This is a genomic window from Streptomyces sp. DSM 116793, from assembly GCF_057320905.1.
This window is the reverse complement of sequence record NZ_CM170494.1, coordinates 5,517,431-5,533,989: the sequence shown is the minus strand read 5'-3', so window position 1 is coordinate 5,533,989 and position 16,559 is coordinate 5,517,431. Positions and strand designations below refer to the sequence as shown.

Annotated in this window: 11 protein-coding genes and 1 tRNA gene; 1 reads left to right on the top strand and 11 read right to left on the bottom strand. The window is 68.7% G+C overall.

Features of this window, described 5'->3' with window-relative positions:
* Positions 1-61: 61 nt before the first annotated feature.
* From ACSMXW_RS21660 to ACSMXW_RS21610, 11 genes are all read right to left on the bottom strand, one after another.
* The gene (locus ACSMXW_RS21660) at positions 62-4,000 is read right to left on the bottom strand and encodes a DNA-directed RNA polymerase subunit beta' (protein WP_485798481.1); all 3,939 of its coding nucleotides are present in this window, start codon (positions 3,998-4,000) and stop codon (positions 62-64) included.
* Positions 4,001-4,164: 164 nt separating this feature from the next.
* Complete coding sequence (rpoB, locus tag ACSMXW_RS21655) at positions 4,165-7,650, bottom strand: DNA-directed RNA polymerase subunit beta (protein WP_485798479.1); 3,486 nt, start codon at positions 7,648-7,650, stop codon at positions 4,165-4,167.
* 829 nt (positions 7,651-8,479) lie between these two features.
* Positions 8,480-8,866 carry a 50S ribosomal protein L7/L12 gene (rplL, locus tag ACSMXW_RS21650; RefSeq protein ID WP_485798477.1) on the bottom strand — a complete coding sequence of 129 codons (387 nt, stop codon included), beginning with the start codon at positions 8,864-8,866 and terminating at the stop codon, positions 8,480-8,482.
* Between the two features lie 314 nt (positions 8,867-9,180).
* Positions 9,181-9,708 (bottom strand): 50S ribosomal protein L10, encoded by a 528-nt coding sequence (gene rplJ / locus ACSMXW_RS21645; RefSeq protein ID WP_485798475.1) that lies wholly within the window; start codon positions 9,706-9,708, stop codon positions 9,181-9,183.
* A gap of 943 nt (positions 9,709-10,651) precedes the next feature.
* Positions 10,652-11,377 carry a 50S ribosomal protein L1 gene (gene rplA, locus ACSMXW_RS21640; RefSeq protein ID WP_485798473.1) on the bottom strand — a complete coding sequence of 242 codons (726 nt, stop codon included), beginning with the start codon at positions 11,375-11,377 and terminating at the stop codon, positions 10,652-10,654.
* A 115-nt stretch (positions 11,378-11,492) separates the two neighbouring features.
* Entirely contained in the window at positions 11,493-11,927 is a 435-nt protein-coding gene (rplK, locus tag ACSMXW_RS21635) for a 50S ribosomal protein L11 (protein ID WP_485798471.1), read from the bottom strand.
* 182 nt (positions 11,928-12,109) lie between these two features.
* On the bottom strand, positions 12,110-12,637 hold the full coding sequence (locus ACSMXW_RS21630; RefSeq protein ID WP_485798470.1) for a hypothetical protein: 528 nt from the start codon (positions 12,635-12,637) through the stop codon (positions 12,110-12,112).
* A 260-nt stretch (positions 12,638-12,897) separates the two neighbouring features.
* A complete protein-coding gene (locus ACSMXW_RS21625) occupies positions 12,898-13,323 on the bottom strand; it encodes a DoxX family protein (protein ID WP_485798468.1) in 426 nt (141 codons plus the stop codon).
* 295 nt (positions 13,324-13,618) lie between these two features.
* Positions 13,619-14,476, bottom strand: a complete 858-nt coding sequence (nusG, locus tag ACSMXW_RS21620) for a transcription termination/antitermination protein NusG (protein ID WP_485798466.1) — start codon at positions 14,474-14,476, stop codon at positions 13,619-13,621.
* Positions 14,477-14,553: 77 nt separating this feature from the next.
* On the bottom strand, positions 14,554-14,841 hold the full coding sequence (gene secE / locus ACSMXW_RS21615) for a preprotein translocase subunit SecE (protein ID WP_485798465.1): 288 nt from the start codon (positions 14,839-14,841) through the stop codon (positions 14,554-14,556).
* A 108-nt stretch (positions 14,842-14,949) separates the two neighbouring features.
* Positions 14,950-15,022: transfer RNA gene (locus tag ACSMXW_RS21610), tRNA-Trp, on the bottom strand.
* A 238-nt stretch (positions 15,023-15,260) separates the two neighbouring features.
* Between ACSMXW_RS21610 and ACSMXW_RS21605 the strand changes: the two genes are divergently transcribed.
* Positions 15,261-16,496, top strand: coding sequence for a pyridoxal phosphate-dependent aminotransferase (locus ACSMXW_RS21605; protein ID WP_485798464.1), 1,236 nt, complete (start codon positions 15,261-15,263; stop codon positions 16,494-16,496).
* Positions 16,497-16,559 lie beyond the last annotated feature (63 nt).

Here is a 16,559-nt window from a genome sequence, read left to right as displayed (position 1 = left end):
CTTCGTCAGGATGGCCGCCCCACGGATCAGGCAGCTACTCGGTTACCGGGTGTACGGTCGCTTACTGGTTGTAAGGCCCGTAGTCGTAGTCCTCCAGCGGAACGGCCTGGCCAGAGCCCGTGCCGAACGGCGAGTAGTCGATGTCGTCGTAGCCGACGGCCGAGTACATCGCCGCCTTCGCCTCCTCGGTCGGCTCGACCCGGATGTTGCGGTAGCGGGACAGGCCCGTACCGGCCGGGATGAGCTTGCCGATGATGACGTTCTCCTTGAGGCCGATCAGGGAGTCGGACTTGGCGTTGATCGCCGCGTCCGTGAGGACCCTGGTGGTCTCCTGGAAGGACGCCGCCGACAGCCAGGACTCCGTGGCCAGCGAGGCCTTGGTGATGCCCATCAGCTGCGGACGGCCGGAGGCCGGGTGACCGCCCTCCTGGACCACGCGGCGGTTCTCGGTCTCGAACTTCGAGCGCTCCACGAGCTCACCCGGCAGCAGCTCCGCGTCGCCGGACTCGATGATCGTCACCCGGCGCAGCATCTGGCGGATGATGATCTCGATGTGCTTGTCGTGGATCGACACGCCCTGGGAGTTGTAGACCTTCTGGACCTCGCCGACCAGGTGCACCTGGACCGCGCGCTGGCCGAGGATGCGGAGCACGTCGTGCGGGTTGGTGGCACCCACGGTGAGCTTCTGGCCCACCTCGACGTGTTCGCCCTCGCTCACCAGCAGGCGGGCACGCTTCGAGATCGGGTAGGACGTCTCGTCGCTGCCGTCGTCCGGGGTGACGATGATCTTCTTGGTCTTCTCGGTCTCCTCGATCCGCACGCGGCCGGAGGCCTCGGAGATCGGGGCGACACCCTTGGGCGTACGGGCCTCGAAGAGCTCGACGACACGCGGCAGACCCTGCGTGATGTCGTCACCGGCCACACCACCGGTGTGGAAGGTGCGCATCGTCAGCTGGGTGCCGGGCTCACCGATGGACTGGGCGGCGATGATGCCGACCGCCTCACCGATGTCGACCAGCTTGCCGGTGGCCAGCGAGCGGCCGTAGCACATGGCGCAGGTGCCGACGGCGGACTCGCAGGTCAGGACCGAGCGGGTCTTGACCTCCTCGACCCCGTGCCGCACCAGCTCGTCGATGAGCACGTCGCCCAGGTCGGTACCGGCCGGGGCCAGCACCTTGCCCTCGACGACGATGTCCTCGGCGAGGCAGCGCGCGTACACGCTGGTCTCGACGTTCTCCGCCTTGCGCAGGACACCGTCGGCGCCCTGCTCGGCGATCCGCAGACGCAGGCCGCGGTCGGTGCCGCAGTCCTCCTCGCGAATGATGACGTCCTGGGAGACGTCGACCAGACGACGGGTGAGGTAGCCCGAGTCGGCGGTGCGCAGCGCGGTGTCGGCGAGACCCTTACGGGCACCGTGCGTGGAGATGAAGTACTCCAGCACGGACAGGCCCTCGCGGAACGACGCCTTGATGGGACGCGGGATCGTCTCGTTCTTGGCGTTGGACACCAGACCACGCATACCGGCGATCTGACGCATCTGCATCATGTTGCCGCGCGCACCCGAGTTCACCATCATGAAGATCGGGTTGGTCTTCGGGAAGTTGTCGTTCATCGCCTCGGCGACCTCGTTGGTCGCCTTGGTCCAGATGGCGATGAGCTCCTGGGTCCGCTCGTCCTTGGTGATCAGACCGCGCTCGTACTGCTTCTGGACCTTCTCGTCCTGCGCCTCGTAGCCGCGGACGATCTCCTTCTTCGCCTCGGGGACGACGACGTCGGAGATGGCCACGGTGACGCCGGAGCGGGTGGCCCAGAAGAAGCCGGCCGCCTTCAGGTTGTCGAGCGTCGCCGCCACGATGACCTTCGGGTAGCGCTCGGCGAGGTCGTTGACGATCTCGGAGAGCTGCTTCTTGCCGACCTCGTAGTCGACGAACGGGTAGTCCTCGGGCAGCAGCTCGTTGAAGAGCGCACGGCCCAGGGTCGTCTTCAGCCGGAACGGGTCGCCCGCCTGCCACTCGCCGATGCCGGCCTCGCCCGTGAAGGAGGTGGCCCCAGCCTCGCCGGCCTCGTCGACGGACGCCGGGGTCCAGCCGCGCGGCGGGATGGTGCCCACCGGGAAGCGGATGTCGACCTTCGACTGGAGCGACAGCTCGCCCGCGTCGAACGCCATGATCGCCTCCGCGACCGAGGCGAACGAGCGGTCCTCGCCCACCAGGTCGCGCGCGGAGCCGTCCGTGGTGAGGAAGAACAGCCCCAGCACCATGTCCTGGGTGGGCATGGTCACCGGACGGCCGTCGGCCGGCTTGAGGATGTTGTTCGAGGACAGCATCAGGATGCGGGCCTCGGCCTGCGCCTCCGCGGACAGCGGCAGGTGCACGGCCATCTGGTCACCGTCGAAGTCCGCGTTGAACGCGGTGCACACGAGCGGGTGGATCTGGATGGCCTTGCCCTCGACCAGCTGCGGCTCGAAGGCCTGGATGCCGAGGCGGTGCAGCGTCGGAGCGCGGTTCAGCAGCACCGGGTGCTCGGCGATGACCTCTTCCAGCACGTCGTACACGACCGTGCGGCCGCGCTCCACCATGCGCTTGGCCGACTTGATGTTCTGCGCGTGGTTCAGGTCCACCAGGCGCTTCATCACGAACGGCTTGAAGAGCTCCAGCGCCATGGCCTTGGGCAGGCCGCACTGGTGCAGCTTGAGCTGCGGGCCGACGACGATCACGGACCGTGCCGAGTAGTCGACGCGCTTGCCGAGCAGGTTCTGGCGGAACCGGCCCTGCTTGCCCTTGAGCATGTCGGACAGCGACTTCAGCGGACGGTTGCCGGGGCCCGTGACCGGGCGGCCGCGGCGGCCGTTGTCGAAGAGCGCGTCGACGGCCTCCTGGAGCATCCGCTTCTCGTTGTTCACGATGATCTCGGGCGCGCCGAGGTCGAGCAGTCGCTTCAGGCGGTTGTTGCGGTTGATGACACGGCGGTACAGGTCGTTCAGGTCGGAGGTCGCGAAGCGGCCACCGTCCAGCTGCACCATCGGGCGCAGGTCCGGCGGGATCACCGGGACGCAGTCGAGCACCATGCCCTTGGGGCTGTTGGACGTCTGCAGGAACGCGGAGACGACCTTCAGCCGCTTCAGCGCACGGGTCTTCTTCTGGCCCTTGCCGGTGCGGATGATCTCGCGGAGCTTCTCCGCCTCCTCCTCCAGGTCGAAGGACTCCAGGCGCTTCTGCAGCGCCGCGGCGCCCATCGAGCCGTCGAAGTACGTGCCGAAGCGGTCACGCAGCTCGCGGTAGAGGAGCTCGTCGCCCTCCAGGTCCTGGACCTTGAGGTTCTTGAAGCGGTTCCACACCTCGTCCAGGCGGTCGATCTCGCGCTGGGCGCGGTCGCGGAGCTGCTTCATCTCGCGCTCGGCGCCCTCGCGCACCTTGCGGCGCACATCGGCCTTGGCGCCCTCGGCCTCCAGCTCGCCCAGGTCGCTCTCCAGCTTCTTGGCGCGGGCCTCGAGGTCGGCGTCGCGGCGCTGCTCGATCTGCTGGCGCTCGACGGAGACGTGGGCCTCCAGCGAGGGCAGGTCGCGGGTGCGGCGCTCCTCGTCGACGTACGTGATCATGTACGCGGCGAAGTAGATGACCTTCTCCAGGTCCTTCGGGGCGAGGTCGAGCAGGTAGCCCAGACGCGACGGGACGCCCTTGAAGTACCAGATGTGGGTGACGGGGGCGGCCAGCTCGATGTGGCCCATCCGCTCGCGCCGCACCTTGGCTCGAGTGACCTCGACGCCGCAGCGCTCACAGATGATGCCCTTGAACCGGACGCGCTTGTACTTGCCGCAGTAGCACTCCCAGTCCCGGGTGGGGCCGAAGATCTTCTCGCAGAAGAGGCCGTCCTTCTCGGGCTTGAGGGTGCGGTAGTTGATGGTTTCTGGCTTCTTGACCTCGCCGTGGGACCACTGACGGATGTCGTCAGCGGTGGCCAGGCCGATCCGCAGCTCGTCGAAGAAGTTGACGTCGAGCACTTGTCGTCAATCCCTCTTTCGGGGTCGTGCCCCTCGCGTCAGCTGTGCGAGGGACGCTGTGTGGTCTGTACGGGGTCCGGGCCCCCGGGTGGTGTCCGGGGGGCTTGGGCTGACCTCCCGCCGCGGCCGCCGCGGGGGCGGCGGGGACGCGGCGGGAGGGCCCGTCAGACCTCTTCGACGCTGCTCGGCTCGCGCCGGGACAGGTCGATACCGAGCTCTTCCGCGGCACGGAAGACGTCCTCGTCCGTGTCACGCATCTCGATGGACATGCCGTCGGACGACAGCACCTCCACGTTCAGGCACAGGGACTGCATCTCCTTGATGAGCACCTTGAAGGACTCGGGGATGCCGGGCTCCGGGATGTTCTCGCCCTTGACGATGGCCTCGTAGACCTTCACGCGGCCGGTGACGTCGTCGGACTTGATGGTCAGCAGCTCCTGGAGGGCGTAGGCGGCGCCGTACGCCTCCAGCGCCCACACCTCCATCTCGCCGAACCGCTGGCCGCCGAACTGAGCCTTACCACCCAGCGGCTGCTGGGTGATCATCGAGTACGGACCGGTCGAGCGGGCGTGCAGCTTGTCGTCGACCAGGTGGTGCAGCTTGAGGATGTACATGTACCCGACCGAGATCGGGTCCGGGAACGGCTCACCGGAGCGGCCGTCGAACAGCCGGGCCTTGCCGGACGGCAGGACCATGCGGTCGCCGTCGCGGTTCGGCAGGGTGTTCTCCAGCAGGCCGGCCAGCTCGTCCTCGCGGGCGCCGTCGAAGACGGGGGTGGCGACGTTGGTCCTGGCGTCGACGCGGTCGGCGCCGATGGCCTGGAGTCGCCGTGCCCACTCGTCGCCGAGTCCGGAGACGTCCCAGCCCTGGCTGGCGAGCCAGCCGAGGTGGATCTCCAGGACCTGGCCCGGGTTCATCCGGGACGGCACGCCGAGCGGGTTGAGGATGATGTCGACCGGGGTGCCGTCCTCCAGGAACGGCATGTCCTCGATCGGCAGGATCTTCGAGATGACGCCCTTGTTGCCGTGCCGTCCCGCGAGCTTGTCACCGTCGGTGATCTTCCGCTTCTGGGCGACGTAGACGCGCACCAGCTGGTTCACACCGGGCGGCAGCTCGTCGCCCTCCTCGCGGTCGAAGACGCGCACGCCGATGACCTTGCCGGTCTCGCCGTGCGGCACCTTCAGCGAGGTGTCGCGGACCTCACGGGCCTTCTCACCGAAGATCGCGCGCAGCAGCCGCTCCTCCGGGGTCAGCTCGGTCTCACCCTTCGGGGTGACCTTGCCGACCAGGATGTCGCCGGCGATGACCTCGGCGCCGATGCGGATGATGCCGCGCTCGTCGAGGTCGGCCAGGACCTCCTCGGAGACGTTCGGGATGTCCCGGGTGATCTCCTCGGGGCCGAGCTTGGTGTCCCGGGCGTCGACCTCGTGCTCCTCGATGTGGATCGAGGAGAGGACGTCGTCCTGGACGAGGCGCTGCGACAGGATGATCGCGTCCTCGTAGTTGTGCCCCTCCCACGGCATGAACGCCACCAGGAGGTTCTTGCCGAGGGCCATCTCGCCCTTCTCGGTGGCCGGGCCGTCGGCCAGCACCTGGCCGGTGATGACCCGGTCGCCCTCGGACACGACGACCTTCTGGTTGACCGAGGTGCCCTGGTTGGAGCGGGAGAACTTGGCGAGCCGGTAGGTGGTGTAAGTGCCGTCGTCGTTGCCGACGGTGATGTAGTCGGCGGAGACCTCCTGGATCACGCCGTCCTTCTCGGCCTTGACGACGTCGCCGGCGTCGGTGGCGCAGCGGTACTCCATGCCCGTGCCGACCAGCGGGGCCTCGGCCTTGATCAGCGGCACGGCCTGGCGCATCATGTTGGCGCCCATGAGCGCGCGGTTGGCGTCGTCGTGCTCCAGGAAGGGGATCATGGCGGTCGCGACCGACACCATCTGGCGCGGCGAGACGTCCATGTAGTCCACGTCGTCACCGGGGACGTAGTCGACCTCGCCGCCGCGGCGGCGGATGAGGACGCGGGCCTCGGCGAAGTGCAGGTCGTCCGTCAGCGGGGCGTTGGCCTGCGCGATGACGAAGCGGTCCTCCTCGTCGGCCGTGAGGTAGTCGACCTGGTCGGTGACCTGGCCGTTCACGACCTTGCGGTAGGGGGTCTCGACGAAGCCGAAGGCGTTCACCCGGCCGTAGGTGGCGAGCGAGCCGATCAGGCCGATGTTCGGGCCTTCCGGGGTCTCGATCGGGCACATCCGGCCGTAGTGCGACGGGTGCACGTCGCGGACCTCGAAGCCGGCCCGCTCACGGGACAGACCGCCGGGGCCCAGCGCCGACAGGCGGCGCTTGTGGGTGAGGCCCGACAGCGGGTTGTTCTGGTCCATGAACTGGGACAGCTGGCTGGTGCCGAAGAACTCCTTGATGGAGGCGACGACCGGCCGGATGTTGATCAGGGTCTGGGGCGTGATCGCCTCGACGTCCTGGGTCGTCATCCGCTCGCGGACGACGCGCTCCATCCTGGCCAGGCCCGTGCGGACCTGGTTCTGGATGAGCTCGCCGACGTTGCGCAGGCGGCGGTTGCCGAAGTGGTCGATGTCGTCGGTCTCGACGACGATCGTGGCACCGCTGTCGCCGGTCGTCTCGGTCTCGCCGGCGTGCAGCTTCACCAGGTACTTGATCGTCGCGATGATGTCCTCGACGGTCAGGATGCCCGCGTCCAGCGGGGCGTCCGCACCCAGCTTCTTGTTGACCTTGTAGCGGCCGACCTTGGCGAGGTCGTAGCGCTTGGGGTTGAAGTACAGGTTCTCCAGGAGCGTCTGCGCGGCCTCACGCGTCGGGGGCTCACCGGGGCGCAGCTTGCGGTAGATGTCGAGCAGCGCGTCGTCCTGGCCCTGGGTGTGGTCCTTCTCCAGGGTGGCGCGCATGGACTCGTAGTCGCCGAACTCCTCGAGGATCTGGTCGGTGGTCCAGCCGAGGGCCTTCAGCAGGACGGTGACCGACTGCTTGCGCTTGCGGTCGATGCGGACACCGACCATGTCGCGCTTGTCGATCTCCATCTCCAGCCAGGCGCCCCGGGACGGGATGATCTTCGCGGAGAAGATGTCCTTGTCGGAGGTCTTGTCGATGGTGGAGTCGAAGTAGACGCCGGGCGAGCGGACCAGCTGCGAGACCACGACACGCTCGGTGCCGTTGATGACGAAGGTGCCCTTGTTGGTCATCAGGGGGAAGTCGCCCATGAAGACCGTCTGGGACTTGATCTCGCCGGTTTCGTTGTTCGTGAACTCGGCCGTGACGAAGAGGGGCGCGGCGTAGGTGAAGTCGCGCTCCTTGCACTCGTCGATGGAGTTCTTCGGCGGCTCGAAGCGGTGATCGCGGAAGGTCAGCGACATCGACCCGGAGAAGTCCTCGATCGGGGAGATCTCCTCGAAGATCTCCTCCAGTCCTGACTTGGTGGGGACGTCCTGTCCGCTGTCCAGAGCCTCCTCGACACGAGCCTTCCACGCCTCGTTGCCGAGCAGCCAGTCGAAGCTCTCGGTCTGCAGGGCGAGAAGGTTCGGAACCTCAAGGGGCTCCTTGATCTTTGCAAAGGAGATGCGCAGCGGGGCGGTGCTGGCGCCGTTGTTCGTATTCGCGGTCGAGGCAGTGCGCGAGGCGGCCAAGAGGGGGTCCTTCCGAGGGCTCGGACTCACTACGCGCGTACCGGTCCCAGCTGGACACGAGGACGGAAAGCCCAGGTCAGGGTCTTAAGGTCCGTTATGCCAAGCAAGGGCAGACTCCTGGTGACGGGCAGGAGACAGCTAACAGGCAGCGCAAAGGGTCAGTGTAGCCACATGGCCCACTGATGTCCAGTGCGGGTTTCCCGGGGGACCGAAGACCCTCGCTGTTCTCAACACCTGCGGTAAGTCACGCCCTCGTGCGCATATCGATGCTTCCCTCTCCGCCACCGATCCATGCCTCGGATTTCCGGATCGTTGTGACGACGCGTCCTGAGAATTGCGCGCTGCGTGCAGTTCGTCAAGGGCCCGCTGCCCGAACCCGGTGCTGCGATCGTCACTGACCTGGTGCTGCGATTGTCGCTGACCTGCTGTCGCGGTCGTCACGGCCCGCGGTTGTCACAAGTGGTCCGCGGTCGTCACCGTGCCGCAGGTGTAACGGGTGTAACGGGTGTCACAGGTGGTCCGTCGCCTGTCACAGGTGGTCCGTCGCCGCGGGCCCGGGCCCTCACCGGAGCGCAACGAAGATCACCATACTCGCCGCCGACGGCCGCGCAAGGCGGCCGCCTGGCCGGGGCGGGCAACGCCGTAGGGCGACCACCCGACTGGATGATCGCCCTACGGTGTGCATGCGTTACAGCAGGGGCGGGCCTGCGTGACCGTGGGGTCCGTGACCTTGGTTCCTCGGGGCCTGGCCCGTCAGGCTTCGCCTTTTCGGGCCTGCCCTTTCGGATGTGCCTCTCAGGTCGCCCTCTGCCCGGCTCTGCGGTCGGTCCTACTTGACCTCGACCGAGGCGCCGGCGGCCTTGAGGGACTCGGCGGCCTTGTCGGCGGCGTCCTTGGCGACCTTCTCGAGGACCGGCTTCGGGGTGCCGTCGACGAGGTCCTTGGCCTCCTTCAGACCCAGCGAGGTCAGCTCGCGGACGACCTTGATGACCTGGATCTTCTTGTCGCCGGCGCCGGTGAGGATGACGTCGAACTCGTCCTTCTCCTCCTCGGCCGGGGCAGCGGCGCCCGGGGCACCCGGGGCGGCCACGACGGCGGCCGGGGCGGCGGCGGTGACGTCGAACTTCTCCTCGAACGCCTTCACGAAGTCGGAGAGCTCCAGGAGGGTCATCTCCTCGAACTGGGCAAGCAGGTCTTCCTGGGTGAGCTTCGCCATGATGGCGGTCCTTCCACTAATGCGGCTGGTGCCGGTGGGTCGGCGTGCGCCGGCTTCTTCGGCGTGCGCCTGGTGTACAGGTCGGGCGGGCGCCCGGTGCGGGGTGGGCAGCTCGGTCCCGGTCCGGCTGGACCTCCCGGTCCGGCTGGCCCCGGTCCGGCTGGGCCGGGGCGGTGCCCCGGCGGCCGGAGACGGGCTCCGGTGGGCCGCTCCGGCGGCCCGGGACGGGTCCCGGGCCGGAGTGGGTGGCTGCTGTGTTCCGCGGACGTGCGGCCCGCTGCGACCGCCTGGCGGCGGTCAGGGTGCGAGCCGGGTTACTCGGCACCGTCCTGCTCGGCCCGCTTGGCGCGCAGCGCCTCCGCGGTCCGGGCGAACTTGGCGGGCAGCGCCTGGAAGAGCGCGGCAGTCTGGGACTGCTTGCCCTTCATGGCACCGGCCAGCTTGGAGAGCAGCACCTCGCGGGACTCGAGGTCCGCGAGCTGCTTGATCTCGTCTGCGGACAGGCCCTTGCCGTCAAGGACGCCGCCCTTGATGACGAGTGCGGGGTTGTCCCTGGCGAAGTCGCGCAGACCCTTCGCCGCCTCGACCGGGTCACCGGTGACGAAGGCGACGGCCGTCGAGCCCTTGAGGTGCTCGTCCAGCTCGACCCCGGCCTGCTTGGCCGCGATCTTGGTCAGCGTGTTCTTCACCACACGGTACTGAGCGTTCTCGCCGAGAGAACGGCGGAGCTCCTTGAGCTGCGCCACGGTCAGTCCGGTGTACGAGGTGACCACAGCCGCGTTGGAGTTGCGGAGCTTGCCCGCGATCTCCTCGACGGCTGCGACCTTGTCGGACGTCGCCATGAGCCTCGGCCTCCTTCCGGGGTGGTGATCCTCCGGCTGGCCTCGCGGACAGCCGTACGTCGGCCGGGACCGCCTGGGTCGGGCACTGCGGGAAGGGTCGTCCTGTGCGGGGCGGCCACGCCTTGGGCGCGGCCGCTGTGAGGCTTGGGTGGGGCCCGGGCCTCGGAGCACACAGACGAAACGCCCCGGCGCAGGCGCACGGGGCGTGAGCTCGACCGGGTACGGCCTGGTCTGGCCGTCCGGGAGCACTTCCACTGTCACCTACGCGGGTCGCCCGCCCTGCGGCGGATCCTTCGGCCACCGCACTCCCTTGCGGGCGCGCGGCGACGACCAGCGGTCTTTGGCTTCGGTAGGAGAGTACGGGAGTGTGCCGGGGGCACGCAAATCCGGCGATCCGGCGTGGTGATCGGTGCGGGTTTTGTTGGGGCCGGGGCGCCTTGGGTTCGTTGTGGGGTGGGGTGCTGTGGCGTGTGCGGGTTTCGTTGTGGCCGGTGCGCCTTCTGTTGCGTTGTGGGGCGGGGCCGCGGGGGGATCTCCGTCCTCGGTCCGGCGCCTTCCGTAGACGTTCGGGCGCGCTGGTCGTGGCGCCGGACTCCCCCAGTGCCTTAAGGGCCTGGGAGGTACCCCCAGGGCGGACATCCCCCCACGTCCCCTCACCTCTCGTCGGCGACTGCTGCCCGGTGGGACCGCACCTTCCAGCCTCGCGCCCACCGCTGCAGGCAGTCGTTCCGCAGGGCTGGGGCACCTCCCAGGCCCTTTAGGCACTACGGGAGGCGGGCACAGCCCACGACGCACGGCGAACGAATGTGCCGGGCTCGCACTGCCAGGGGCAGACGGGGAGGGGGATGAGCCACTCCCACATCCGGGAGTCGCAAGTTCGTCCGGTGCGGGCAATGGGACGGGCCCCGCACCGGGGTGCGGGGCCCGAACACGGGGGCGGGGATCAGACCGCCGCCGGGTCCTCCTCGGTGAGGAGGTTGCGCGTGCGGTTGGGGTCGACGGGAATCCCGGGCCCCATCGTCGTGGTGATGGCGGCCTTCTTGATGTACCGCCCCTTCGCCGCCGACGGCTTCAGCCGCATGATCTCTTCCAGCGCCGCCCCGTAGTTCTCCACCAGCTTGTCGTCCTCGAACGACGTCTTGCCGATGATGAAGTGCAGGTTCGCGTGCTTGTCGACGCGGAACTCGATCTTGCCGCCCTTGATGTCGGTGACGGCCTTGGCGACGTCCGGGGTCACGGTGCCGGTCTTGGGGTTCGGCATCAGACCACGGGGGCCGAGGACCCGGCCGAGGCGGCCGACCTTGCCCATCAGGTCGGGCGTGGCGACGACGGCGTCGAAGTCCAGGCGGCCCTTCGAGACCTCGTCGATCAGTTCGTCGGAGCCGACGATGTCGGCGCCCGCGGCTTCCGCGGCCGCGGCACGGTCACCGGTCGCGAAGACCAGGACCCGGGCGGTCTTGCCGGTGCCGTGCGGCAGGTTCACGGTGCCACGGACCATCTGGTCCGCCTTGCGCGGGTCGACACCCAGACGGAAGGCGACCTCGACGGTGCCGTCGAACTTCGTGGTGGACGTCTCCTTGGCGAGGCGGACGGCCTCGAGCGGGGCGTACAGCTTCTCCCGGTCGATCTTGGCGTCCGCAGCGCGGAGGGACTTGCTGCGCTTGCTCACTTGCTGCTCCTGTGGGTTGGTGCGCACCCCTGCGTCCGTCTGACCAGCGGTGCGAGGAGTCGTGGTCCGGGCCGAGCAGGCCCTTCCACGGTCTGGCTGTGGTCGTGCGGGACGGTCAGCCCTCGACCGTGACGCCCATGGAACGGGCCGTACCAGCGATGATCTTCGCGGCCTGGTCCAGGTCGTTGGCGTTGAGGTCGGGCATCTTGGTCTGGGCGATCTCGCGGACCTGGGCGTTGGTGATCTTCGCCACCTTGGTCTTGTGCGGCTCGCCGGAGCCCTTCTCCACGCCCGCGGCCTTGAGGATCATCTTGGAGGCCGGCGGGGTCTTGGTGATGAAGGTGAAGGAACGGTCCTCGTAGACCGTGATCTCCACCGGGATCACCCAGCCGCGCTGCGATTCCGTTGCGGCGTTGTAGGCCTTGCAGAACTCCATGATGTTCACACCGTGCTGACCCAGCGCGGGGCCGACAGGCGGGGCCGGGTTGGCGGCACCGGCCTGGATCTGGAGCTTGATCAGCCCTGTGACCTTCTTCTTCTTGGGAGGCATTGCTCTCTCCGGGTCCTAGTGAGAGTGTCGAGCCTCCGGTCCGGATCATCCGGATGGAGGCATACCGCACAACGATAACGGTAAGTCGCACGCGAGAAGAAACCAGCAGGTCGGACCGGCGGTGGGCCGGTCCGACCTGGTCGTGCGGTCAGCAGCCCCTGCGGGCCGCGGGTGCCGGTGCCTCAGCAGCGCTTGCTGCTGTACGCGTAGGTCGGGGCGGGGTCGCCGGGCAGCCGCAGGGAGCCCACGGCCGAGGTGCAGACGTCGACCGTGTCCGCCGGGTCCGACCAGAACTCCTGCTGGTGCGTGGCGTTGGAGAAGCGCTGGCCGAGGACGGTGTCCTTGGCGTAGTTGTAGATCCCGATGCTGGTGTCGTAGGCGCTGTACTTGTCGCGGAAGCTGTCCCACACCCAGAGGTAGCCGTAGTTCCGGTCGCAGGACGGGGAGTAGAACTGCTTCACCGAGGCGACGTGCGCACCGCCCCTGTCGATGTACGCGGTGGTGCCGATCTGGTAGGCGTCCGCACACACCGCGGCGGCCTGGGCGACGGCGCTGCGCGGGTTGCCCTGCTCCGACGGCGCCGTCGACGCGACGGCGGTCCGCTGCTTGGCCGGGGCGGGGGCGGGTCCGCTGCCGGCCATGGCGGTGGCCGCGGGAAGCAGTACGAGGGCGCAGGTGGCCGCGGTGATGACGGTCTTACGAGCACGCATGAGGTAGTCCCCCCAGTGGGTCCGGTCCAGTCTCTTCTTCGAGGTCTGCAGCCGTGCCGCGAAACGCGCATAGGGAGTGATGAGCGCAAAAGAGCATGAGTCATCACTAAGAGCATCGTCCCTGTGCGTTTCGGTCATCAGGTGAGACCCGTAGGCGCACTGGATGGTTGTGGTCGCGCCGGGGCTTCTTTTTCGGGGCGCGGGGAGTGACGGGGGGGCGCGTGCCTCGTGCCTGCGCTGAGGATGGGGCGATGTGCGCCTCAGCAGGTGGCGGCGGCTCCGGCCGTCCGGCTCCGCAGGCGGCGGGAGGCGGGCCGCAGCGCCCAGGACAGGGCGGTCAGCACGGTGAGGGGCACCAGGAAGGTGAGCTCGTCGAGCTGGTAGCCGACGGTGAGGTGGGAGACGATCGCGCCGGTGTCGGTGAAGATCACGCCGGCGTACGCCCACTCCTTGAGGAGCGGAAACCGGGGCGCGAGCAGTGCGAGGGCGCCGAGCACCTTCCACACGCCCAGGAGGACGAGGAAGTAGGAGGGGTAGCCGAGGTGGCCGACGACCCCGCGCACCTGCGGTGTGCGCAGCACGTCCCATATGCCGCCGACGCCCAGCTCGGCGGTGACGAGCACGGTGGCGGTCCAGTAGGCGCCGGTCCTGACGGTGAGGGTCCTGACGTCTGCGATCGCGGTCATGGTGGCTGCCTCCCCGGTAGGTCGTCGGTCACGGGTATGACGGGCCTCGCCCGGCGAGTGTGACCGGCACGCCCTCCGGTGCCCGGGAGACCACGATGTGCCCGCCCTTCGTCTGGGCCCGGACCCCGGCCCCGGCAGCGCTCACCCGCCCCGGCGCGGTGGGCCGGCCACGGGTCCGTTCCTCCCGGCGGGGGCGCGGCCGCGGGTCCGGCCCCGGGTGAGGGACGGGCCGCAGCAGAAACGCCCCCGCCTGCGGTACGACCGCGGGCGGGGGCGTCTTCAGCCCGGTGACGGGTTAGTTCTTCTGGATCTGGTCGAAGCTCAGCTCGACCGGGGTCTCGCGGCCGAAGATCTCGACGAGGCCCTTGACCTTCTTCGAGTCGGCGTTGATCTCGTTGATGGTGGCCTGGAGGGTGGCGAAGGGGCCGTCGGTGACGGTGACCGAGTCGCCGACCTCGAAGTCGAGCACCTGGACCTCGACCTTGCGCTGCGGGACGGGCTTGCCCTCGGCCTCGGCCGCCTCGCGGGCCGCCTTCTCCTCGGCCTCCGGGGCGAGCATCTTGACGATCTCGTCCAGGGTCAGCGGGTACGGGTCGTAGGCGTTGCCGACGAACCCGGTGACGCCCGGGGTGTTCCGGACGACGCCCCAGGACTCGTTCGTCAGGTCCATGCGGACGAGGACATAGCCCGGGAGCTTGTTCTGCCGGATGGTCTTGCGGTCGCCGTTCTTGATCTGGACGACCTCTTCCTGCGGCACCTCGGCCTGGAAGATGTAGTCCTCCACGTTCAGGGAGACCGCGCGCTGCTCCAGGTTGGTCTTCACGCGGTTCTCGTAGCCCGCGTAGGTGTGGATCACGTACCACTCGCCGGGCAGGGTGCGCAGCTCCTCGCGGAGCGCGGCGACGGGGTCGACCGCCTCTGCCTCTTCCTCCTCCGCGGCCTCGTCCTCGCCGGACTCGGCCTCGGCCTCCCCCTCAGGGTGCGTGGCCGCCTCCTCGGCGGCCTCGTCCGCAGCGGCGTCGGCAGCCTCGGCCTGGTCCCCGCCCTCAGTCTGGTCCGGGTCTGCCGCCTCCACGATGTCGAGCTCGTCCTCAGCGGACTCGAAGCTCGCGCTCGCGGACTGCGCGGCGTCGTTCAGGTTCGGGTCGGACACGGTGGCTGCTTCTTCCTGAGATACATGGGGTGGAACACGCGAAAGGGGCGCCGGCCAGGGCACCCTTCGCTCTCGGCTCAGCCGAAGACGTACTTGGTGACGTGATCAAGCCCATAGTCAATCACGGTCACCAGGCCGATCATGATGGCGACGAACACAATCACCACTGTGGTGTATGTCGTGAGCTGATGGCGAGTGGGCCAGACGACCTTCCGGAGCTCGGCGATCACCTGGCGGTAGAAGAGCGCAAGCCGCCCCAGGGGGCCCTTCTTGCCGCGCTTGCCACCCTTACGGGTCTTCTTGGGCTCCTGTACCTCTTCGTCCTGAGCATCAGGCATGTCGATGGAGCCCACGGCGTCCGCCACTCTTCCTCACCTGATCCCGGGTCGTGGCCGTGCCGCGCCCGGTGGAGCCGCACGGCGATGCTTTGCGGTACGTACTGCCCACATATCCCTGGCGGGATCTGTGCCTAGCAGGGCCGGAGGGACTCGAACCCGCAACCGCTGGTTTTGGAGACCAGTGCTCTACCAATTGAGCTACGACCCTTTGTGCTGTGTCCCCCAACGTACCGCATCCGCCCGGGTGCACCGAGTGCAGTGGACGGACGGCGTCGGGAGCCAACGACTGGTGAGTGTACGTGGTCGCGGGGCCGACGTCGAACAGAAAGCCAGAGTCAGCCGCCGCCCGGCGCCCCCCGGAGGGGGCCGAGGGGCGGCCCTGCCCGGGTGTGCGGACCGTGAAACCCATATGCCGGGCACGTTTCAGGCGTGGAACGATGGGGCGCATGAGCGCTGCAACCCCTTCTCCCGAGCCAGCCGCACGCCGGGTCTCCGCCCGGATCGGATCGATCTCCGAGTCGGCGACCCTCGCCGTCGACGCCAAGGCCAAGGCCCTCAAGGCCGCCGGACGCCCGGTGATCGGCTTCGGGGCCGGCGAGCCCGACTTCCCGACCCCGGACTACATCGTCGAAGCGGCCGTAGAGGCCTGCAGGAACCCGAAGTACCACCGCTACACGCCGGCCGGCGGGCTCCCCGAGCTCAAGGCCGCCCTCGTCGAGAAGACGCTGCGCGACTCGGGCTACGAGGTGGACGCGTCGCAGGTGCTGGTCACCAACGGCGGCAAGCAGGCCATCTACGAGGCGTTCGCCGCGATCCTGGACCCGGGCGACGAGGTCATCGTCCCGGCGCCGTACTGGACGACCTATCCGGAGTCGGTCCGGCTCGCCGGCGGTGTGCCGGTGGAGGTCGTCGCGGACGAGTCCACGGGCTACCGGGTCTCGGTGGAGCAGCTGGAGGCGGCCCGCACGGAGCGTACGAAGGTGCTGCTCTTCGTGTCGCCGTCCAACCCCACCGGCGCCGTGTACAGCAGGGCCGAGACGGAGGCGATCGGCCGCTGGGCCGTCGAGCACGGCCTGTGGGTGCTCACCGACGAGATCTACGAGCACCTGGTCTACGGCGACGCGACCGCCACGTCCCTGCCGGTCGTCGTGCCGGAGCTGCGCGACAGGTGCATCGTCGTGAACGGCGTCGCGAAGACGTACGCCATGACCGGCTGGCGGGTGGGCTGGGTCATCGGCCCCAAGGACGTCGTCAAGGCCGCCACCAACATGCAGTCGCACGCCACCTCCAATGTGGCGAACGTCTCCCAGGCCGCCGCCCTGGCCGCCGTGTCCGGCGACCTGTCGGCCGTCGCGGCCATGCGTGAGGCCTTCGACCGGCGCCGCAGGACGATCGTGCGGATGCTGAACGAGATCGACGGGGTGGTGTGCCCCGAACCCGAGGGCGCCTTCTACGCGTACCCCTCGGTGAAGGCCCTGCTGGGCAAGGACATCCGCGGCAAGCGCCCCGCGAACACGGTCGACCTCGCCGCGCTCATCCTGGAGGAGGTCGAGGTCGCGGTGGTCCCGGGCGAGGCGTTCGGCACGCCCGGCTATCTGCGCCTCTCCTATGCGCTCGGCGACGAGGACCTGGTGGAGGGCATCTCCCGGCTCCAGAAGCTGCTGGCGGAGGCCAAGGACTGAGCCCCGGCGCGCCCGTCCCACGACGCCTCGGCTGTGGGCGGCGCCTGCCGGCCGGTGTCTTGC